The organism is Cellulosimicrobium sp. 4261 (genome assembly GCF_040546915.1).
Taxonomy (GTDB): Bacteria; Actinomycetota; Actinomycetes; order Actinomycetales; family Cellulomonadaceae; genus Cellulosimicrobium; species Cellulosimicrobium cinnabarinum.
In genome coordinates, this window is sequence record NZ_JBEPOQ010000005.1 from 145,761 (window position 1) to 164,694 (window position 18,934).

The window sequence follows — 18,934 nt, forward strand, 5'->3', positions numbered from 1 at the left end:
GCCGGTGGTTCACTGCTCGCATGAGCGACGCGGCACGCCCGGTCGGCCCCGGGACCGTCACGGACACCGCATCCGGTCCCGGTGACGGGCGGGCCCCGACGGCCCGCCCCGGCGGGCGCGTCGAGGTCGTGTGCGGCCCGATGTTCGCCGGCAAGACGGAGGAGCTCCTGCGCCGTGTCCGGCGCGCCGAGGTCGCCGGGCGCCGCGTCGAGGTGGTCGGGCACGTCCTCGACACGCGGCGCGGCACCGGGACCGTGAGCTCGCACTCGGGCCTCGCGATCCCCTCGCGCACGGCGCGCGACGCGCCCGACCTCGAGCGGATCGTCCGCGGCGCCGGGGCGCTCGACCTCGTCGCCGTCGACGAGGCGCACTTCTTCGGGCCGGGGCTCGTCGACGTCGTCCAGCGGCTCGCCGACGGCGGGCTCGTCGTGGTCGTCGCGGGGCTCGACGTCACGTTCGACGCGCGACCGTTCGAGCCCCTGCCCACGCTCGCGGCGCTCGCCGAGCGCGTCGACAAGCTCACGGCGGTGTGCGCGGTGTGCGGCGAGGACGCCGCGTTCCACGTGCGCGTCGTCCGGGAGCCGGATCCCGACGGCCGCGGGCCGGGTGACCCTCTCGCGCCTGTCGCGGAGCACGTGGGCGGCGCGGAGAGCTACGAGGCGCGCTGCCGGGTGCACCTCCCGGCCGCGCCGTGGCGCCCTCAGAGCGGCGGCGACCCGGGCCCCGGCGTGTCCTCGACGAGCGGGACGAACGAGTAGGAGCCGTGCTCGCTCACCCGCGCCCCGTCCGGGGCGTCGGGGTCGCGCACGACGACGAGCATCGTGTGCCGCACCGGGACGACCATGCGCCCGCCGGGCACGAGCTGGTCGACGAGGGCGCGGGGGAGGGCGTCGGCGGCGGCGGACACGAGCACCCGGTCGTACTGCTCGCCCGGCGTGCCGAGGACGCCGGGCGTCGCCAGGACGAGGCGCGCCCACGGCGCGCGCACGGCGGCGAGGTTCGCCGCGCCCCACGCGGCGAGGTCGGCGTGGCGCTCGACGCCCAGCACGTGCCCGGTCGGTCCGACGAGCCGCGCGAGCAGCGCCGTCGTCCAGCCCGACCCGGCGCCGACGTCGAGCACCCGGGCACCGGGGACGACGTCGAGCAGGCGCAGCATCGCCTGCACCGTCGACGGCTGCGAGCTGGTCTGGCCGTGGCCGATGGCGAGCGGTCGGTCCTGCGCGGCCCAGCGCCGTTGCGCGCGGGGGAGGAAGCCGCGGCGGTCCACCGCGCGCATCGCCGCAGCGACGGCGTCGTCCGGGCGCGCGTCGTCGGGCGGGACCGCGGGGTGCATGCGACCACCTCCACCGCCAGCGTAGGCACGACGGCGGACCCGCGCGCCCGGGTGGGCCGGGCCGGGTCCGGAGCGGGAGGCGTCCCGGTGGCGCGGCCGCGCGGACGGCGGGATGCTCGACGGGTGCGCGGGCGCGCCGGTGCGCCCGCCCTGGACCGGGGAGCCGGCATGAGCGGAACGGTGGCACGGATCACGCACATCAGCGCGCGGTCGGACACGAGCTTCGAGGACGCCGTGCGGATCGGCGTCGAGCGCACCGCGAGCACGCTGCGCAACGTCTCGGGCGCGTGGGTCAAGGAGCAGAAGGTGGACGTGGCCGACGGCCGCATCACGGCCTGGCAGGTCGTGCTGGAGGTCACGTTCGTCCTCGAGTAGGGTCGGCCGACGGCCTCGTCGCGCGGAGGCGCCGCCGTCCGCGGTCCTCGGCGCGACGCCTGGTACGGGCCCCGGAGCGGTCGCCCGCGCCGGGACCCGTGGGCGCCATTTGACCAGGACGCCCTGCGGTCCGTAATCTTGGACGTCGGCGCGCCCAGGCGCGCCGGTCCCGTGTGCCCACGGACGACTCGCACTCGCACGCCGCGGCGTGGTCGGAGTCTCCAAGACGAACTCGCCGTGACGAGCACGCCAAGACTAGGAGAGATGAGCAGCAACGTGGTGTACGCGATCGTCAAGGCCGGTGGCCGGCAGGAGAAGGTTTCCGTCGGCGACATCGTCGTGGTGGACCGGGTGTCCGCCAAGGCCGGTGAGTCCCTCGAGCTGCCCGCTCTCCTGCTGGTGGACGGGGAGAAGGTGACCACCGACGCGGCGAAGCTCGCGAAGGTCAAGGTCACCGCCGAGGTCGTGCGGGACGAGAAGGGTCCGAAGATCACGATCCTGCGGTACAAGAACAAGACCGGTTACCGCCGCCGCCAGGGTCACCGTCAGCAGCTGACCCGCCTCAAGGTCACCGGCATCAAGTGATCTCGCCCGGCGCGAGCTAGCGGCCCCGGGCCGCGCCGCGCCGACGGCACCCTCCCTCAGCAGACCAGCACGAAAGCAGGTTCGTCATGGCACACAAGAAGGGCGCGAGCTCCTCGCGCAACGGTCGCGACTCGAACGCCCAGCGCCTCGGCGTGAAGCGCTTCGGCGGGCAGGTCGTCAAGTCGGGCGAGATCATCGTCCGCCAGCGCGGCACCCACTTCCACCCCGGTGAGAACGTCGGCCGCGGCAAGGACGACACGCTGTTCGCCCTGGCCGCCGGCGCGGTCCAGTTCGGCACCCGTCGCGGCCGCAAGGTCGTCGACATCGTCTCCGCCGAGGGCTGAGCGACAGCCACAGAGGCTTCGAGCAGGAGGGGCGCACCGACGCGGTGCGCCCCTCCTGCCGTTTCCGGCGCCCGCCCCCGCGGGCCGCACCACCCGCCGCGACCGCGGCACCGCACGACCCACCTCTGAGAGGATCCCTCCATGGCCAGCTTCGTCGACCGTGTCGTCCTGCACGTCTCCGGCGGCGACGGGGGGAACGGGTGCGCCTCGGTCCGGCGCGAGAAGTTCAAGCCGCTCGCCGGCCCCGACGGCGGCAACGGTGGTGACGGCGGCACCGTCCGGCTCGTCGTCGACGCGCAGACCACGACGCTGCTCGAGTACCACCACTCGCCGCACCGGCACGCGACGTCGGGCACCCAGGGCATGGGCGACGACCGCGACGGCGCCAACGGCGAGGACCTCGTCCTGCGCGTCCCGGACGGCACGGTCGTCAAGTCGCCCGACGGCACGGTGCTCGCCGACCTCGTCGGCGAGGGCGCCGAGTACGTCGTGGCCGAGGGCGGCCGCGGCGGTCTCGGCAACGCGGCGCTCTCGTCCCCGCGCCGCAAGGCGCCGGGCTTCGCCCTGCTCGGCGAGCCGGGCGAGGAGCGGGACGTCGTCCTCGAGCTGAAGACCATCGCGGACGTCGCGCTCGTCGGGTACCCGAGCGCGGGGAAGTCCTCGCTCGTCGCCGCCATCTCGGCCGCGCGCCCCAAGATCGCCGACTACCCGTTCACGACTCTCGTGCCCAACCTGGGGGTCGTGCAGGCCGGCTCGGCGCGCTTCACCGTCGCGGACGTCCCCGGCCTCATCCCGGGCGCGAGCGAGGGCAAGGGCCTCGGCCTGGAGTTCCTGCGCCACATCGAGCGCACCGCGGTGATCGTGCACGTGCTCGACTGCGCGACGCTCGAGCCCGGCCGGGACCCGATCAGCGACCTCGACGTCATCGAGGCGGAGCTCGCCGCCTACGCGCAGGACCTCGAGATCGAGGGCGGGCGCGTGCCGCTCACCGAGCGTCCGCGCCTCGTCGTCCTCAACAAGATCGACGTCCCCGAGGCGCGCGACCTGGCCGAGCTCGTCAAGCCCGACCTCGAGGCGCGCGGCCTGCGCGTGTTCGAGATCTCGACCGCGAGCCACGAGGGCCTGCGCCCGCTGACGTACGCGCTCGCCGAGCTCGTGGAGAAGGCGCGTGCCGAGGCGCCCGCCCCCGAGCCCACGCGCGTCGTGCTGCGGCCGCGCGCGGTCGACGAGGCCGGGTTCACGGTCAAGCGCAAGGGCGGGGCGACCGACTACTGGTTCGAGGTGCGCGGCGCCAAGCCGGAGCGCTGGGTCCGTCAGACGGACTTCTCCAACGACGAGGCCGTGGGCTACCTCGCGGACCGCCTCGCCCGCCTGGGCGTGGAGGACAAGCTGTTCGAGGCGGGCGCCGTCGCGGGCGACGAGGTGCGCATCGGCAGCGACGTCAACGCGGTCGTCTTCGACTGGGAGCCGACGCTCATGACGGGCTCCGAGCTGCTCGGCGGCCCCCGCGGCTCCGACAACCGCCTCGACGAGAGCCTGCGCCCGACCCGGTCGGAGAAGCGGCGCGAGCACCACGAGCGCATGGACGCCAAGGCGGAGGCGCGGCGCGAGCTGTGGACCGAGCGCCAGGCGGGCACCTGGACGGACCCCGAGTCCGACTGACCCGGCGTCGTCCGCGCTGCCGAGGGCCCGGTTCCCCGCGGGGGACCGGGCCCTCGCCCGCGCCCCGGGCCCCGTCGGCGCGGCCCGGGAGCGGGCCGGTCGCGGGCGCAGGCGTCCTGGTCCGTGAAATCGTGCGCGGCGGCGGCCCTCCGGCGGCGATGATGGGCGCGTGAACGCGCTGTCCTCCCGCTCCGAGATCGCCTCCGCCCGCCGCGTGGTCGTGAAGATCGGCTCGTCGTCGCTCACGGGCGCCGACGGCCACCTCGACCTCGCCGCCCTGCGGGCGCTCGTCGACGTCCTCGCGGCCCGACGCGCGGCCGGCGGCCAGGTCGTGCTGGTCACGTCCGGCGCCATCGCCGCCGGGATCGGCCCCCTCGGCCTCGCGACCCGACCGCGCGACCTCGCGACGGCGCAGGCCGCGGCGTCGGTCGGGCAGGGCATGCTCGTCGCCCGGTACGCCGAGGCGTTCGCAGCGCACGGGCTGCGCGTCGGGCAGGTGCTCCTCACCGCGGAGGACACGGTGCGTCGCGGGCACTACCGCAACGCCCAGCGCTCGCTCGAGCGCCTGCTCGACCTCGGCGTCGTGCCCGTCGTCAACGAGAACGACGCCGTCGCGACCGACGAGATCCGCTTCGGCGACAACGACCGGCTCGCCGCGCTCGTCTCCCACCTCGTGCGGGCCGACGCCATGGTCCTGCTCACGGACGTCGACGGCCTGTACGACGGCCCGCCGTCGCGCCCGGGTGCGCGGAGGATCGCCGAGGTGCGCTCGCCGGCCGACATCGAGGGCGTCGAGGTGACGGGACGGGGGAGCGCGGTCGGCACGGGCGGCATGCTCACCAAGCTCGAGTCGGTCTCCATCGCGACCGGCACGGGCATCCCCGTGGTGCTCACCCAGGCGCAGCACGTCGCCGCCGCGCTCGCCGGCGAGCCGGTCGGGACCTGGTTCGCCGCGACGGGCAGGCGGACGACGCGCCGTCGGCTCTGGCTCGCGCACGCCGCCCGCACGCGCGGCCGCCTCGTGCTCGACGACGGCGCGGTGCGGGCCGTGCAGGGCGGGCGCGCCTCGCTGCTGCCCGCGGGGATCACCGCGGTCGAGGGCGAGTTCGACGCCGGCGACCCGGTCGAGCTCGTCGCGTCCGACGGGCGCGTGGTCGCCCGGGGCCTGGTCGCGTTCGAGTCGCGCGACATCCCGGACCTCCTCGGCCGGTCGACCACCGAGCTGCGGGCCGAGCTCGGCGAGGGCTACGACCGCGAGGTCGTGCACCGCGACGACCTCGTCCTCGTGCGGCGGCGCGCGCGCTGACCGCGGGCCGGACGGCGCTCCCGGCGCGACGGCCGCCGACGTAGGCTCGGACCATGACCACCACCGAGGACGCGCCCGTCGTCGCGGGCGCCGCCGAGCCCGGGATCGCCGGTCCCGCCGCAGCCGCGACCGACGCTCCGACCGACGTCGCGGCGGCCGTCGAGGACGTCGCGCGCCGTGCCAAGGTCGCGTCGCGCACGCTCGCGACGGCGACCCGCGCGACGAAGGACGCCGCGCTCCTCGCGCTCGCCGACGCGCTCGTCGCGGCGACGGACGAGATCGTGGCCGCGAACGCCGTCGACCTGGAGCGCGAGCGCGCGCACGGCATGAGCGAGGGTCTGCTCGACCGGCTCGCGCTCGACGCGCCGCGCGTCGCCGCGATCGCCGACGCGCTGCGCGCGCTCGCGGGCCTGCCGGACCCGGTGGGAGAGGTCGTGCGCGGCTCGACGCTCCCGAACGGCCTGCGCCTGCGTCAGCTGCGCGTGCCCATGGGCGTCGTCGGGATGATCTACGAGGCGCGCCCCAACGTGACGGTGGACGCCGCGGGCCTCGCGCTCAAGAGCGGGAACGCGGTGATCCTGCGCGGCGGGTCCGCGGCGGCGAGCTCCAACGAGGTGATCGTCGGCGTGCTGGCCCGCGCGCTCGAGGCGCAGGGGCTCCCCGGCGACCTCGTGCAGTCGATCGACCGGCACGGGCGCCCGGGCGCCGTCGCGCTCATGCACGCGCGCGGGCTCGTCGACGTGCTCGTCCCGCGCGGCGGGGCGGACCTCATCCGTACCGTCGTGCGCGAGTCGACCGTCCCCGTCATCGAGACCGGGGTCGGCAACGTCCACGTGTACGTCGACGCGAGCGCGGACCGGGCCACGGCGCTCGAGATCCTCCTCAACGCCAAGACGCAGCGCGTCGGCGTCTGCAACGCCGCGGAGACGCTCCTCGTGCACGCGGACGCCGCGCCCGAGTTCCTGCCCGCCGCGCTCGCCGCGCTCACCGAGGCGGGCGTCGTCGTGCACGGCGACGACCGCACGGCCGGCCTCGCGCCCGCGGGGACCGACGTGCTCCCCGCGACCGACGAGGACTGGGCGACCGAGTACCTCGCGCCGGAGATCGCCGTGCGCGTGGTCGACGACCTCGACGCCGCGATCGAGCACGTGCGCACGTGGACGTCGGGGCACACCGAGGCCATCGTCACGCGCGACCTGGCGGCGTCGGAGCGCTTCGTCGCGGAGCTCGACTCCGCCGCCATCATGGTCAACGCCTCGACCCGCTTCACCGACGGCGGCCAGTTCGGCCTCGGGGCGGAGATCGGCATCTCGACCCAGAAGCTCCACGCGCGCGGCCCCATGGGCCTCGCGGAGCTCACGACGACGAAGTGGGTCGTGCACGGGGACGGCCACGTCCGCCCCTGACGCACGGCCGCCGGCGGGTACCTGATACCCGCCGGACGAGGTCCCCGGACGGTCGTGAGAGACTGGTCGGCGACCGGCGCCCGTCCGGTCCGCCGTCGGGCCGGTCCCGGCGGGCGTACCGTTCCATCGCACCACCCCGGCCTGCGGCACGTGCCCGTCCGGCCCGGGGACGACCTTCGAGGAGGACGTCGTGATCTCTGCCGTCGTGCTGGCCGCCGAGGAAGGCGCCGAGGCCGCGTCGCACCTGCCCATCCCGCCGCTCGCCTACGGGCTGCTCGGGTTCAGCGGGCTCGTGGCCCTGCTGCTCGTGACCTACGCGTTCCGCAGCGTCGGCACGCGGCACTGACCCGCCCCGGACGACGGAAGCGCCCACGACCGATGACGCGTCGATGATCCCGCGCCGGCCCCGCCTGGGGGTGATGGGTGGCACGTTCGACCCCATCCACCACGGCCACCTCGTCGCCGCGAGCGAGGCCGCGGCGCGGTTCGACCTCGACGAGGTCGTGTTCGTGCCCACGGGCAAGCCGTCGTTCAAGCAGCACCAGACCGTCAGCCCGGCGGAGCACCGCTACCTCATGACCGTCATCGCGACCGCGTCGAACCCGCGGTTCACGGTGAGCCGTGTGGACGTGGACCGCCCCGGGCTGACCTACACGGTCGACACGCTGCGCGACCTGCGGGCCGCGCGACCGGACGCCGAGCTGTTCTTCATCACGGGTGCGGACGCCGTCGAGCAGATCCTCACCTGGAAGGATGCCGACGAGCTGTGGAAGATGGCACACTTCGTGGCTGTCTCCCGCCCGGGTCACCAGCTGAGCGTCGAGGGCCTGCCTCCGGGCGTGGTCACGACGCTCGAGGTCCCCGCCCTCGCGATCTCGTCGACGGACTGCCGTCGGCGCGCGGAGGCCGGACAGCCGGTGTGGTACCTGGTTCCGGACGGCGTGGTCCAGTACATCGCCAAGCACGGTTTGTATCGAGGTCAGCACGATGAGTGACAACGGCAGCAACATGCAGCCCGTCCGCCCGCTCACACGGCGCGAGATGCGCGAGCGCGAGCAGGCGGCGGCCGCCGAGCGGTCCGGGCAGGGCGCCCCGCCCCCGCCGGCCCCGGCACCCGGTGCGGGCGGCTGGCAGCAGCCGGCGCGCCCCGCGGCGCCGTCCGGCCCGCCGCCGTCGCGCCGCACCCTGCGCGAGACGACCGGCCCCGCCGACCACCCGCCGCAGCCCTCCGTCGTGCGGCCACCGGCCGCCTCGGGCGGCATGCGCGGCCTGGACGAGACCGGGCGCCTCACGCCGGTCCAGGAGACCGCCGAGCGCGTCGCGATCCGCCCCCCGGCCCCGACGCCGGTCGTGCCGACGCGCACGTCCTCCCGCCCGCCCGCCGGGGCCCCGCGCCCGTCGGTGCCCGGCGCCCCCGGGCCCGTGCGTCCCGCGACGCCGTCCGCGCCCGTCGGCGGCCTCGGCGCGGGTGCCGCGCGCCCCGAGCCGACGCAGCCGCCGCGCCTGTCGGCGTTCTCGGCCCCGCCGACCAGCCCGGCCCCGCCGGGAACGCCCGCGCCGGCGCCGGCACCCTCCCCGTGGGGAGGCACGCCTGCGCCCGCTCCCGAGCGGACCCCCGCTCCCGCGCCGCCCGCCGAGGCGGCCGGCGCGGCCCTGCCGTGGTCGGCGATCACGGCCGGCTCGGCGCCCGAGCCCGCGAGCGCGGCGCCGCAGACGTCGCCCTTCGGCGGCGTACGCGAGACCGCACCCGCTCCCGCCGGCGGGTCGGACGAGCTCTTCCCCCGCGTGCGCGGTCGTGCCGCCGAGCCCGAGGAGTCGGACGACGACGACCTCGAGGACGAGCGGCGGGGCCCGTCGTACACGTGGCTGCACTACCTGATCCTCGTCGCCGTCGCGTTCGTCCTCGGCCTGCTCGTCTGGACGCTCGTGTCCCGCGACGACCCGGGCCTGGCCGTGGAGGACGCGAGCGCCTCGGCCGCCGCCGTGCGGACGTGGGACGACCCCGGCACCCTCGACACCGGCCGCTGAGCGGCCGCACCACGAACGGAGACACGTGACCGCCACCGACCGAGCCCTCGAGCTCGCCGTCATCGCCGCCCGGGCGGCGTCCGACCGCAAGGCCGAGGAGATCATCGCGCTCGACGTGAGCGAGCAGCTCGTCCTCACGGACGTGTTCCTCATCGCCTCCGGGTCGAGCGAGCGCCAGGTCTCGGCGATCGTCGACGCCGTCGAGGAGGCCATGCACAAGGCCGGGTCCAAGCCGATCCGCCGCGAGGGCAAGCAGGAGGCCCGCTGGGTCCTGCTCGACTTCGGGGACGTCGTCGTGCACGTGCAGCACGCCGAGGACCGCGTGTACTACGCGCTCGAGCGCCTGTGGAAGGACTGCCCGGTCGTCGAGCTGCCGGAGGACGCGCGCGGCGGCGACGGCACGGCCGACGACACCGACGACACCACGCGCGGCGACGGCGCCATCCGCCTCTCGGGGGAGCCCCTGGCGTGAGCGCCGGCACCCTCGTCCTCCTGCGCCACGGTCGCACCGCGTACAACGCGTCGATGCGCCTGCAGGGGCAGGTCGACATCCCACTCGACGCCGTCGGGCAGTGGCAGGCGGAGCAGGGCGCGAAGGCCCTCGCGAGCGCGCACCGCGCGACGCGCGTCGTCGCGTCCGACCTCGTGCGCGCCGCCGACACCGCGCGCGCCTACGCGGCCGCGATCGGCGCGGACGTCGCGTACGACCCCCGGCTGCGCGAGCGCGGCTTCGGGGAGTGGGAGGGCCTCACGGGGCCGGAGATCGCGGAGCGCTGGCCCGAGGAGTACGCGGCGTGGCGCCAGGGCGAGGAGCCCGCACGCGCGGGCGCGGAGTCCAAGGCCGACGTCGCGGCGCGCCTCGTCGCGTCCGTCACCGAGCACGTCGAGTCGCTCGAGCGGGACGACACGCTCGTCGTCGTCTCGCACGGCGCCGCGATCACGCTCGCGGTCACCGCGCTGCTCGGCCTCGACCCGGAGGGCTGGCGCGGGATCTCCGGGCTGCACAACGTCCACTGGTCCCACCTGCACCGCTCGGCGCCCGCCGCGACGCCCGCGTGGCGCCTCGTGGCGCACAACGTCGGGGCGGGGTTCCCGCTCGACGAGTGGAACGCGGGGCCGGATTGGAATCTGGAGCCGGTTTCTGCGTAGACTAGCGACGCTCCGCAGGACGGGAAACCGCCCGGAGGAGTGCATGACCTGGATCTTCACGGATCCACGGGGCTGTGGCGCAGCTGGTAGCGCACCTGCATGGCATGCAGGGGGTCAGGGGTTCGAGTCCCCTCAGCTCCACCCGTAGAGCCGGACGGGAGCACGCACCATCGAGAGATGGGCGAGCTCCCGTCCGGCTTTTCTGCGCCCTGCGTGCCGCCCCGCGCGCGTGCAGGCGGGGCGCGGGTCTTGGCGCGGCCTCCCGCGCCTGCCACGCTGGTGCGGTGCGACGGCGCTCCGCCCGTCGCGCGGGTACCTGGGGGAGGGGCACGCGATGAGGCCACTGCGCTACGCGATCAACGTCACGCTCGACGGCTGCTGCCACCACGAGGCGGGCCTGCCGCCCGACGAGGAGTCGATGCGGTTCTGGACCGAGGAGACGGAGCGCGCGGACGCGCTGCTGTTCGGGCGGGTCACGTACCAGATGATGGAGGCGGCGTGGCGTCGTCCGGCGTCGGGCGCGTGGCCGGACTGGATGGGGGAGCGGGACGTCCCGTTCGCCGAGGCGATCGACGGGGCGAGGAAGCACGTGGTGTCGAGCACGCTGCGCGAGGTCGACTGGAACGCCGAGCTCGTCGAGGGCGACCTGGGGGACGCGGTGCGGCGGCTCAAGGAGCAGCCGGGCGGCCCGCTGTTCGTCGGTGGCGTGACGCTGCCGCTCGCGCTCGCGAACCTCGGGCTCGTCGACGAGTACGCGTTCCTCGTGCAGCCGGTCCTGGCGGGGCACGGGCCGACGCTGCTGTCGGGGTTGCGCGAGCACGTCACGCTCGAGCTGGTGGACCGGCAGGAGCTGCGCTCGGGCGCCGTCGCGGTGCGGTACCGGCCCGTGCCGGCCACGACCTGACCGGAGGACGCCGACGCCCGGCGCGGCAGGTGCCGGCCGGGCGTGCGTGCGGGAGAGCGGGGACTACGACGTGCTGACGTGCACGTGGTCGAAGTGGTTGGCGGTCGCGCCGCCGCGGTCCTCCATGCCGGACCACGCGCTCGCCGGGTCGCCGGCCATCCAGATCTTCTGCTGGTAGATGAGGTACGTGATGCCGAGCGAGCCTGCGTTGGCCTGCAGGTAGCGCGCGATGTCCCACCCCGTCTCGCCGCTGATCATGATGTCCACGGCGCGGCCCGTGCCGTGGTCGCCGTCGTCGCCGGGGCGGATGCCGCCGAACGTGGTGACCTGGGGGAAGTTCGCGCACACGGAGCGGTAGACGGCGCGCGCGTTGGCGCGCAGCGACGACTCGATCCCGGTGCTGACCGAGCACGCGGCGTCCGAGACGCCCCCGGCACTCGACCCGCTCGCCGCCGCGGCGGCGACCTGGGGCGCCTCGGGCTGGGACTGCGCGAGGAAGCTCGACTTGATCCAGGCAGCCGCGCCGTCCCACACGACCTGGCTCCAGTCGCCCTCGGTGACGCCCGTGACGTCGACCGCAGCGGCGAACTCGGTCGTCGCGACGCGCTCGGCGTCCGCGGACGGTGCGGAGCGCACGTTGACGGCCTCGGTGGTCCAGAGCTGGCCGGTGACGGGCGGCAGGGGCGGCGGCGTCGGGGCGGCCTGCGCGGCCGGCACGACGGCGATCTCGGCCGCGGTCTCGACGACCGGCGGCTCCTGGGGCGCCGTGGGGGGCGCGACGCGCTCGGACGAGCGGCTGGCGGCTCCCGTGCCACGCTCGACGCTCGCCCCGGCGGTGGGCTCGACGCTCAGCGGAGCGAGGTCGGGGTTACCCTCGGCGGGCTGGGGGCCCGCGCCCACGGCGCCCGCGCCCAGCAGCGTGACGAGCGCCAGCGCGGGGAGCTTGAGCGACCGGACCGGCAGCGTCGGCAGCGCCGGGAGCCGGAAGGAGCGCGCGGTGGCGGGGGCTGCGCTGTGGCGGCCTCGGGACATGGTGCGCTCCGGTTCTTCGTGGGTAGGACGCGCCAATGTAACCAAACCGTGATCTGAGAAGTCCAGTCGGACATTCGGCGCAGCGCACACGTTCGACTCATGAGCGGCAGCGCTGAGTCGTATGCGCCGCAGTCGTTGGACGCGTCCGGAGCGGGTTCCTACGCTGGAAGCATGACCGTTCCCTCTGTACCGACCGTGACGCTCAACTCCGGTCACTCCATCCCGCAGCTCGGCTTCGGCGTCTTCCTCGTGCCGCCGGACGAGGCCGAGAAGGCCGTGAGCGAGGCCCTCGAGGTCGGCTACCGACACATCGACACCGCCGCGATCTACCGCAACGAGGAGGGCGTCGGCGCCGCCATCGCGAAGAGCGGGATTCCCCGCGACGAGCTCTTCGTCACCACGAAGCTCTGGAACGACCGCCAGGCGGGCGAGCAGCCGCACGACGCGATCCGCGAGAGCCTCGACAAGCTCGGCCTCGACCACGTCGACCTGTACCTCACGCACTGGCCCGCGCCCGAGCAGGACCAGTACACGAACGCGTGGGCGAAGCTCGTCGAGATCCGCGACGCGGGCCTCGCGCGCTCGATCGGCGTCTCCAATCACCTGCCCGAGCACCTCGACCGGATCGTCGCGGCCACGGGCGTCGTCCCCGCCGTCGACCAGATCGAGCTGCACCCGGCCTACCAGCAGCGCGACGTGCTCGCGTGGGCCGACGCGAACGGCATGAAGATCGAGGCGTGGGGCCCGCTCGGGCAGGGCAAGTACCCGCTCTTCGAGAAGCAGGCCGTCGTCGACGCCGCGGCCGCCCACGGCGTGACGCCCGCCCAGGCGGTGCTGCGCTGGCACCTGCAGCGCGGCTTCATCGTCTTCCCGAAGTCGTCGCGCAAGGAGCGCATGGCGGAGAACTTCGACCTCTTCGGGTTCGAGCTCACCGCCGACGAGGTCGCCGCGATCGACGCCCTCGACACGGGCGACGGCTCGGGCCGCGTGAGCGCCCACCCGTCCGAGGTCAACTGACCCGGTCGCCTGCGGACTCCCGCGAGGCAGCACGCACGACGAGGGGCGCCGTCCGGTCGGACGGCGCCCCTCGTCGTGCGCAGGTGGAAGGTCGGCTCAGCCGCACTCGTCGCAGATGCCCGTCGCGGGCAGCACCGTGAAGCACGTGGGGCACACGGCCGGCGGCTTCTCCGGCTCCGCGGAGCGGGCCGTCGTGCGGCGCGGCGTGCGCGTCGCGGGCGCGGCCTTCGCTGTGGCCCGACGCGCGGGTGCGGGCGCCGCCGCGGGGGCGGCACCGGGCACGTCGAACCCGCGCTTGCGCAGCAGGTCCGCGACGCCGACGGGGCTGCTGCGGAACTCCTCGGCCGTCGCGACACGGCCGGTCGCGTACCGGTGGGCGACGCCGAGGATCGCCTGCGCGTCGTAGACGCGGTCCTCGTGGACGAGCGGGGTGCCGGGGGACGCGGTGAACCCGTAGACCCCGAGGAACGCGTCCCGGCCCCGGTCGTCCCAGTCCGCGAGGGCCTGGAGGATGTGCTGCCGGGTCACTGCCGAGAAGGTTGCCACGGCACGAGCCTAGACCGCCCCGCGGTACCCCTCGGACGACGGGCGCGTGACCTTCCGCACGCGCTCGCGCCGGGCACTGGGTGCCCGTGGATCAGGGCACGGTGTACCCCGCGGCGCGGAACATCTCGTACCACTCGGCGCGCGTGAGCGGGACCTCCGAACCGAGCGCGGCGCCGGCGACCCGGTCGGGGCTCGTCGTGCCGAGCACGACCTGCATCCGTGCCGGGTGGCGCGTGATCCACGCGGTCGCGATCGCGATCGGCGGCACGTCGTACCGGGCGGCGAGCCGGTCGATCACGGCGTTGAGCTCGGGGTACTCGTCCGAGCCCAGGAACACGCCCGTGAAGAACCCCGCCTGGAACGGCGACCACGCCTGGACGGTGATGTCGTGCAGGCGGCAGTAGTCGAGCGTCCCGACGTCACGGCTGACCGACTGGTCGAGGGCCTGCATGTTCGCCGCGACGCCCTGCGCGACGAGCGGAGCGTGCGTGACGGAGAGCTGGAGCTGGTTCGCGACGATCGGCTGCTCGACGTACCGGCGCAGCAGCTCGATCTGCCCCGGCGTGTGGTTCGAGACCCCGAACGCTCGCACCTTGCCCGTGGCGTGCAGGTCGGAGAACGCGCGCGCGACCTCCTCGGGCTCGACGAGGGCGTCGGGGCGGTGCAGCAGCAGGATGTCGAGGTAGTCGGTGCGCAGGGCCTCGAGCGAGCCCTCGACGGACGCGACGAGGTGCTCGTACGAGAAGTCGAAGTACGGGCCCTCCGGGACGATGCCGGCCTTGGACTGGATGACCCACTCCGCGCGCTCGGCGGGGGAGAGGTCGAGCGCCTCGGCGAAGCGGCGCTCGCAGCCGTGGAGGTCGGAGCCGTAGACGTCGGCGTGGTCGAGGAACGTGATGCCGGCGTCACGCGCGGTGCGCACCAGGGCGCGGATCTCGTCGTCGGTCTTCTCCTGGATGCGCATGAGGCCGAGCGCGACGTTCGGCACCACGAGGTCGGTGCCGGTCAGGGTGAAGGTCTTCATCGGTGGAGCTCCTTCGCGGGGTAGGCGGTCCTGCCCGGGAGCGGCGTGCCGGGTGGTCCGGAGGGCCGGTCAGGGCTGCTCGAGCCTAGGAAGCGATAACCTAGAAGTCCAACAACTAGTAGTTGTCATATAGAGAACTGTGAGTGGTCAATGGATCTTCGGCAGATGGAGTACCTCGTCGCGCTCGCGGACGAGCGTCAGTTCACGCGGGCCGCCCAGCTCGTCGGTGTCTCGCAGTCAGGGCTCTCCGCCGCGGTCCGCAGCCTCGAGGAGGAGCTCGGCGCGAGCCTGTTCACGCGGACGACGCGGCGCGTCGAGCCCACCGAGGCCGGTCTCGCGCTGCTGCCGCACGCCCGTTCCATGCTCGCGCAGGCGGCCGCCGCTCGCGACGCGGTCGTGCGGGCGACGCACGCGCTGTCCGGCTCGCTGCGCGTCGGCTCGGAGCAGTGCCTCGGTGTCCTCGACGTCACCGCCCTGCTCGAGCGCTTCCACCGCCGGTACCCGCAGGTGGAGATCCACTTCGCGCAGGCGGGCTCCCACGACCTCCTCGCGCGCGTGCGGGACGGTGACCTCGACGTCGCGTTCGTCGCGACCACCGAGCACCTTGGGCCGCTGTCCCAGACGGTCCTGGGCAGCGAGCCGCTCGTGCTCGTGTGCGCACCCGAGCACCCGCTCGCCGGGAAGGGCCGGGTCGAGTGGTCCGACCTGGCGGGCCAGGAGTTCGTCGACTTCGACCCCTCGTGGGGCGCACGGCCGGTCAACGACGCGACGTGCGCCGCGCACGGCGTCCACCGGCGTGTGCGGTGCTCGGTCAACGACGTGCACACGCTCCTCGAGCTCGTCGACCGCGGGCTCGGCATCGCGCTCGTGCCCCGCCACGTCGCGGGCAAGCCGCAGGCCGAGCGGCTCGTGACGCTCGCGCTGCCCGAGGGTGGCGCGCCGAGCTGGGTCGTCTCCGTCGTCACGGGAGGCTGGGACCGCTGCGCCTCGGCCGCGCCCCAGCTCCTGGAGCTTCTCGCGGACGCCCCCGCGTGCCGCGGCGTCGAGGTCGCCCGGGCCGACACCGCCGCGTCGCGCGAGAGCGTCGAGGTGCCGAACCCTGCCGTCGAGGCGCCGAGCCCTGCCGTCGAGGCCGTGGCGGAGGCCCGGTGACCGCCCCCGCGGGCACCGACGCACCACTCTTCCCGCTGCGCAGCGTCGTCCTCGGCGCCTTCCTGCCCACGCTCGTCCTCGAGATCGGTGTGGGGGCCATGCTGCCGGTCGTCGCGGTCACGGCCACGGGCCGGGGCGCGAGCCTCACGGTCGCCGGCCTCGTGGCCGCGCTCGTGCCGATCGGCAAGATCCTCTTCGACCTGCCCGCCGGGGCGCTCGCCCAGCGCCTCGGCGACCGCACGGCCATGCTGCTCGCCGGTGGCGTCGCGGCGGTCGCCTTCGCGACGATCGCTCTCACGCCCAGCCTGGGGGGCCTCGCGGCAGGGGTCCTCGCGCTGGGCGCGTCGACCGCCGTCTTCAACCTCGCCCGCCAGGCGTACCTCACGGAGATCACGCCCCCGCTGCGCCGGGCGCGCGTGCTGTCCACGCTCGCGGGCGTGCACCGCATCGGGCTGTTCCTCGGCCCGTTCGCGGGCGCGGCGGTCATCGCCGCGACCGACGTGCGCGGCGCCTACTGGCTCGGGACGGGCGCCGCGCTCACCGCGGTGGTGGTGCTCGCCGTCGTGCGGCCGGACCCCGCAGAAGCCCGGCCCGGGCGTGCGCGACTGCGCGGCGCGCGGGCCGTGCCGCGCGTCGGCATCGTCCGCGTGGCGCGCGACCACCGCCACCTGTTCGCGACGCTCGGCGTGGCGATCCTCCTCGTGAGCGCGGTCCGTGGGGCCCGGCAGACCGTCATCCCCCTGTGGGGCGAGCACCTGGGGCTGGACGCCGAGGTGACGTCGCTGATCTTCGGCGTCTCCGGTGCGCTCGACATGCTGCTCTTCTACCCGGCGGGCAAGGTCATGGACCGGTTCGGGCGCCTGTGGGTCGCCGTGCCGTCCATGCTCACGATGGCCGTCGGTCTCGCGGTGCTGCCGCTCGCGCACACCGCCCCCGCGCTCGCGGTCGTCGCGGCGGTGCTCGGGGTCGGGAACGGCATGGGCTCGGGCATCGTCATGACGCTCGGCGCCGACGTCGCGCCCGCGGACGTGCGCCCGACCTTCCTCAGCGTGTGGCGCCTGTTCCAGGACACCGGCGACGCCCTCGGCCCGCTCGTGCTGTCGGCCGGTGCGGCGCTGGGGTCGCTCGCCGCGGGCGTCTGGGCGACGGCGGCGCTCGGCGCGGGCTCCGCGGCCGCGCTCGCGCGGTGGGTGCCGCGCCACTCGCCGCTCGCGAACCTCGTCCGACGTCGCTAGATCCAGTCGTGCTCGCGGGCGTAGCGGGCCGCCTCGTGCCGCGTGCGCGTCTGCGTCTTCTGCATCGCGCTCGAGAGGTAGTTGCGGACCGTGCCGGGCGCGAGGTGCAGGCGGGTGGCGATCTCCGCCACGGAGTAGCCGTCCCGCGTCACGCGGAGCACGTCGAGCTCGCGGTCCGTCAGGGGCACGTCGTCGATGAGCGCGGCGGTCGACACGTCCTGGTCGACCCAGCGCCGACCCGCGTGCAGCGCCGCGACGACCTCGGCGATGTGCGTCGGGTCCGCCGACTTGCTGACGAACCCCTGCACACCGAGCCGCAGCGCCTTGCGCAGCACGCCCGGGCGCGCGTGGCGCGTGAGCATGAGCACGACCTGGTCGGGCAGCGAGCGGCGGACCTCTGCGACGGCGGCCAGGCCGTCGACGCCGGGCATCTCCAGGTCGACGACCAGCACGTCCGGGCGGTGGGCGAGCGTAGCGCGCACGGCGTCCGCGCCGTCGACCGCCTCCGCGAGCACCGTCACGTCGCCCTCGAGGGGGAGCAGCGCGGCGAGCGCGCGGCGCAGCAGGGCCTCGTCGTCGGCCAGCACGACGGTCGTCACGACGCACCTCCGGGACCTGGCAGCCCGCCTCGGTCCGATGGCGAGAACGTCGCGGCCGTGCGGAACCTGCCGTCCGCCACCTCTGCGGTGAGGACACCGCCCGCGCCCGCGACACGCCGCGCGAGCGTCGACAGGCCCCGCAGGGTCGGCGGGTCGTCCGTCGGCACGCCGTCGTTGACGATCGTGATGCCGCGCTCGTTGAGCGCGACGTGCACGAGGGTCGCGCGCGCGTGCCGCAGCACGTTGGTCGTCGTCTCGCGCAACACCTGGCTCACGAGGTCGTCCGCCTCGTCGCGGACGTCCGCGCCCCGGTCGACGCGGACCTGGATCCCGGCCGCCTCGAACAGCCGGCGGGCGTTCTCGAGCTCGGCGGAGAGGTTGAGCCGGCGCTGCCCGTAGGCGAGGTCGCGCGCCTGGGCGATCGTGTCGCCGACGAGCGCGTACGTCTCGCGCAGCTCTTCCTCCGCCCGCGCCGGGTCCGTCCCGACGAGGCGGCGCGCGAGCGCGATCTTGAGCTTCACCACGTGGAGGGTGTGGCCCTGGATGTCGTGCAGGTCGCTCGCGAACCGCATGCGCTCGCGGACGACGGCGAGCTCCGCCTCGCGCTCGCGCGCCTCCTCGAGCTCGCGCACGAGGTCGTAGAAGCCCTTGTTGGGGAACCGCAGGGCCACGACCACCACCGTGAGACCCGTCGGGACGATGACGAGGGACACCAGCCCGTCGGTCGTCACCGAGCCCGCCGCGAGCAGCCCCCAGGCACCGACGCCCGCCACGTACACGACGAGGCCGACGGCGGCCCCGGCCCGGTGCCGGGGCAGCTCGGGGACCACGAGGCAGCCCACCACGGCGACGGCGTAGTACGCCGCCTGCACCTCGCCGCCCACGACGAGCACCCCGTACGGCCAGACGACGGCGGCGACGGCGAGGCACGGCACCGCGACGCGACCCAGGTCGCCCGCCGTCCACCGCTCGAACGCGACGACCACCGCCACGACCCCCAGCGCCAGGACGAGCGCCTGCTCCCACGTCTGCGCCTGCCGAGCCACGAGCAGCACGCCGACGACGACGAGGACGGGCAGCAGGGTGACGAGGTTGAGGCGGCGGAACCGGTGCGGCGTGCCGCGCAGTGCGGGTCGGGGCGTGGCCGGCGGCAGCGGTCCCGTCGGACGGGCCGGACCGGGCGCGGGGCGCGCCGTGGAGGGCGCGCGCGGCGCGGGCAGGTCGTCCATGGGCGGCT

General features: G+C 75.2%; 22 protein-coding genes and 1 tRNA gene. 17 read left to right on the forward strand and 6 right to left on the reverse strand.

Features of this window, described 5'->3' with window-relative positions:
* Positions 1-20: 20 nt before the first annotated feature.
* Complete coding sequence (locus ABIE39_RS08655) at positions 21-758, forward strand: thymidine kinase (protein ID WP_209829739.1); 738 nt, start codon at positions 21-23, stop codon at positions 756-758.
* On the opposite strand, the gene ABIE39_RS08660 is transcribed toward ABIE39_RS08655, so the two are convergent.
* The gene (locus tag ABIE39_RS08660; protein WP_209829740.1) at positions 701-1,333 is read right to left on the reverse strand and encodes a protein-L-isoaspartate O-methyltransferase family protein; all 633 of its coding nucleotides are present in this window, start codon (positions 1,331-1,333) and stop codon (positions 701-703) included. The two genes, ABIE39_RS08655 and ABIE39_RS08660, sit on opposite strands and share 58 nt — an antisense overlap.
* Positions 1,334-1,501: 168 nt before the next feature.
* On the opposite strand from ABIE39_RS08660, the gene ABIE39_RS08665 reads away from it, so the two are divergent.
* The 13 genes from ABIE39_RS08665 (at position 1,502) to ABIE39_RS08725 (ending at position 11,092) form a co-directional block, all read left to right on the forward strand.
* Positions 1,502-1,708: a dodecin family protein gene (locus tag ABIE39_RS08665; RefSeq protein ID WP_354051360.1), complete on the forward strand. Its 207-nt coding sequence runs from the start codon at positions 1,502-1,504 to the stop codon at positions 1,706-1,708.
* Between the two features lie 276 nt (positions 1,709-1,984).
* Positions 1,985-2,293 carry a 50S ribosomal protein L21 gene (gene rplU, locus ABIE39_RS08670; RefSeq protein WP_198285668.1) on the forward strand — a complete coding sequence of 103 codons (309 nt, stop codon included), beginning with the start codon at positions 1,985-1,987 and terminating at the stop codon, positions 2,291-2,293.
* Between the two features lie 86 nt (positions 2,294-2,379).
* Positions 2,380-2,637 carry a 50S ribosomal protein L27 gene (gene rpmA, locus ABIE39_RS08675; RefSeq protein WP_021482383.1) on the forward strand — a complete coding sequence of 86 codons (258 nt, stop codon included), beginning with the start codon at positions 2,380-2,382 and terminating at the stop codon, positions 2,635-2,637.
* Positions 2,638-2,778: 141 nt separating this feature from the next.
* Positions 2,779-4,299 (forward strand): GTPase ObgE, encoded by a 1,521-nt coding sequence (obgE, locus tag ABIE39_RS08680; protein WP_175008308.1) that lies wholly within the window; start codon positions 2,779-2,781, stop codon positions 4,297-4,299.
* A 178-nt stretch (positions 4,300-4,477) separates the two neighbouring features.
* A complete protein-coding gene (proB, locus tag ABIE39_RS08685; RefSeq protein WP_354051526.1) occupies positions 4,478-5,605 on the forward strand; it encodes a glutamate 5-kinase in 1,128 nt (375 codons plus the stop codon).
* A gap of 53 nt (positions 5,606-5,658) precedes the next feature.
* A complete protein-coding gene (locus ABIE39_RS08690) occupies positions 5,659-7,011 on the forward strand; it encodes a glutamate-5-semialdehyde dehydrogenase (protein ID WP_354051362.1) in 1,353 nt (450 codons plus the stop codon).
* Positions 7,012-7,201: 190 nt separating this feature from the next.
* On the forward strand, positions 7,202-7,357 hold the full coding sequence (locus ABIE39_RS08695; RefSeq protein ID WP_186810379.1) for a hypothetical protein: 156 nt from the start codon (positions 7,202-7,204) through the stop codon (positions 7,355-7,357).
* 43 nt (positions 7,358-7,400) lie between these two features.
* Positions 7,401-8,006 (forward strand): nicotinate-nucleotide adenylyltransferase, encoded by a 606-nt coding sequence (gene nadD, locus ABIE39_RS08700; RefSeq protein ID WP_175008310.1) that lies wholly within the window; start codon positions 7,401-7,403, stop codon positions 8,004-8,006.
* Positions 7,999-9,039 carry a hypothetical protein gene (locus tag ABIE39_RS08705; RefSeq protein WP_354051364.1) on the forward strand — a complete coding sequence of 347 codons (1,041 nt, stop codon included), beginning with the start codon at positions 7,999-8,001 and terminating at the stop codon, positions 9,037-9,039. The genes nadD and ABIE39_RS08705 overlap by 8 nt, the downstream gene beginning before the upstream one ends.
* Before the next feature lie 25 nt (positions 9,040-9,064).
* Positions 9,065-9,511 (forward strand): ribosome silencing factor, encoded by a 447-nt coding sequence (gene rsfS / locus ABIE39_RS08710; RefSeq protein ID WP_021482244.1) that lies wholly within the window; start codon positions 9,065-9,067, stop codon positions 9,509-9,511.
* Positions 9,508-10,188, forward strand: coding sequence for a histidine phosphatase family protein (locus ABIE39_RS08715; protein ID WP_175008312.1), 681 nt, complete (start codon positions 9,508-9,510; stop codon positions 10,186-10,188). The genes rsfS and ABIE39_RS08715 overlap by 4 nt, the downstream gene beginning before the upstream one ends.
* Positions 10,189-10,256: 68 nt before the next feature.
* Positions 10,257-10,329, forward strand: a tRNA-Ala gene (locus tag ABIE39_RS08720).
* A gap of 193 nt (positions 10,330-10,522) precedes the next feature.
* A complete protein-coding gene (locus tag ABIE39_RS08725) occupies positions 10,523-11,092 on the forward strand; it encodes a dihydrofolate reductase family protein (RefSeq protein WP_209829744.1) in 570 nt (189 codons plus the stop codon).
* A gap of 63 nt (positions 11,093-11,155) precedes the next feature.
* Here ABIE39_RS08725 and ABIE39_RS08730 read toward each other — a convergent pair whose 3' ends face one another.
* On the reverse strand, positions 11,156-12,124 hold the full coding sequence (locus ABIE39_RS08730) for a VldE C-terminal domain-containing protein (RefSeq protein WP_175008314.1): 969 nt from the start codon (positions 12,122-12,124) through the stop codon (positions 11,156-11,158).
* A 171-nt stretch (positions 12,125-12,295) separates the two neighbouring features.
* On the opposite strand from ABIE39_RS08730, the gene ABIE39_RS08735 reads away from it, so the two are divergent.
* Positions 12,296-13,141: an aldo/keto reductase gene (locus ABIE39_RS08735; RefSeq protein ID WP_175008315.1), complete on the forward strand. Its 846-nt coding sequence runs from the start codon at positions 12,296-12,298 to the stop codon at positions 13,139-13,141.
* 96 nt (positions 13,142-13,237) lie between these two features.
* On the opposite strand, the gene ABIE39_RS08740 is transcribed toward ABIE39_RS08735, so the two are convergent.
* Entirely contained in the window at positions 13,238-13,687 is a 450-nt protein-coding gene (locus ABIE39_RS08740) for a ScoMcrA-related endonuclease (RefSeq protein WP_034651120.1), read from the reverse strand.
* Between the two features lie 91 nt (positions 13,688-13,778).
* Positions 13,779-14,711, reverse strand: coding sequence for an aldo/keto reductase (locus ABIE39_RS08745; RefSeq protein WP_354051368.1), 933 nt, complete (start codon positions 14,709-14,711; stop codon positions 13,779-13,781).
* A 165-nt stretch (positions 14,712-14,876) separates the two neighbouring features.
* Here ABIE39_RS08745 and ABIE39_RS08750 point away from each other — a divergent pair, with 165 nt between their 5' ends.
* A complete protein-coding gene (locus ABIE39_RS08750; RefSeq protein WP_354051370.1) occupies positions 14,877-15,863 on the forward strand; it encodes a LysR family transcriptional regulator in 987 nt (328 codons plus the stop codon).
* Positions 15,860-17,098: an MFS transporter gene (locus tag ABIE39_RS08755; RefSeq protein WP_354051372.1), complete on the forward strand. Its 1,239-nt coding sequence runs from the start codon at positions 15,860-15,862 to the stop codon at positions 17,096-17,098. Before ABIE39_RS08750 ends, ABIE39_RS08755 begins: the two co-directional genes overlap by 4 nt.
* Here the strand turns inward: ABIE39_RS08755 and ABIE39_RS08760 are convergent.
* Both ABIE39_RS08760 and ABIE39_RS08765 read right to left on the reverse strand, forming a co-directional pair.
* Positions 17,095-17,697, reverse strand: a complete 603-nt coding sequence (locus ABIE39_RS08760) for a response regulator (protein WP_175008320.1) — start codon at positions 17,695-17,697, stop codon at positions 17,095-17,097. The two genes, ABIE39_RS08755 and ABIE39_RS08760, sit on opposite strands and share 4 nt — an antisense overlap.
* Positions 17,694-18,926: a histidine kinase gene (locus ABIE39_RS08765; RefSeq protein WP_175008321.1), complete on the reverse strand. Its 1,233-nt coding sequence runs from the start codon at positions 18,924-18,926 to the stop codon at positions 17,694-17,696. The genes ABIE39_RS08760 and ABIE39_RS08765 overlap by 4 nt, the downstream gene beginning before the upstream one ends.
* Positions 18,927-18,934: the final 8 nt, after the last annotated feature.

Excerpts from the sequence above, each read along its gene's own strand:
- ABIE39_RS08655 (WP_209829739.1), top strand. The coding sequence starts at position 21 with ATGAGCGACGCGGCACGCCCGGTCGGCCCCGGGACCGTCACGGACACC.
- ABIE39_RS08660 (WP_209829740.1), bottom strand. The coding sequence starts at position 1,333 with ATGCACCCCGCGGTCCCGCCCGACGACGCGCGCCCGGACGACGCCGTC.
- ABIE39_RS08665 (WP_354051360.1), top strand. The coding sequence starts at position 1,502 with ATGAGCGGAACGGTGGCACGGATCACGCACATCAGCGCGCGGTCGGAC.
- rpmA (WP_021482383.1), top strand. The coding sequence starts at position 2,380 with ATGGCACACAAGAAGGGCGCGAGCTCCTCGCGCAACGGTCGCGACTCG.
- obgE (WP_175008308.1), top strand. The coding sequence starts at position 2,779 with ATGGCCAGCTTCGTCGACCGTGTCGTCCTGCACGTCTCCGGCGGCGAC.
- ABIE39_RS08690 (WP_354051362.1), top strand. The coding sequence starts at position 5,659 with ATGACCACCACCGAGGACGCGCCCGTCGTCGCGGGCGCCGCCGAGCCC.
- nadD (WP_175008310.1), top strand. The coding sequence starts at position 7,401 with ATGATCCCGCGCCGGCCCCGCCTGGGGGTGATGGGTGGCACGTTCGAC.
- ABIE39_RS08705 (WP_354051364.1), top strand. The coding sequence starts at position 7,999 with ATGAGTGACAACGGCAGCAACATGCAGCCCGTCCGCCCGCTCACACGG.
- ABIE39_RS08725 (WP_209829744.1), top strand. The coding sequence starts at position 10,523 with ATGAGGCCACTGCGCTACGCGATCAACGTCACGCTCGACGGCTGCTGC.
- ABIE39_RS08730 (WP_175008314.1), bottom strand. The coding sequence starts at position 12,124 with ATGTCCCGAGGCCGCCACAGCGCAGCCCCCGCCACCGCGCGCTCCTTC.
- ABIE39_RS08735 (WP_175008315.1), top strand. The coding sequence starts at position 12,296 with ATGACCGTTCCCTCTGTACCGACCGTGACGCTCAACTCCGGTCACTCC.
- ABIE39_RS08745 (WP_354051368.1), bottom strand. The coding sequence starts at position 14,711 with ATGAAGACCTTCACCCTGACCGGCACCGACCTCGTGGTGCCGAACGTC.
- ABIE39_RS08750 (WP_354051370.1), top strand. The coding sequence starts at position 14,877 with ATGGAGTACCTCGTCGCGCTCGCGGACGAGCGTCAGTTCACGCGGGCC.
- ABIE39_RS08765 (WP_175008321.1), bottom strand. The coding sequence starts at position 18,926 with ATGGACGACCTGCCCGCGCCGCGCGCGCCCTCCACGGCGCGCCCCGCG.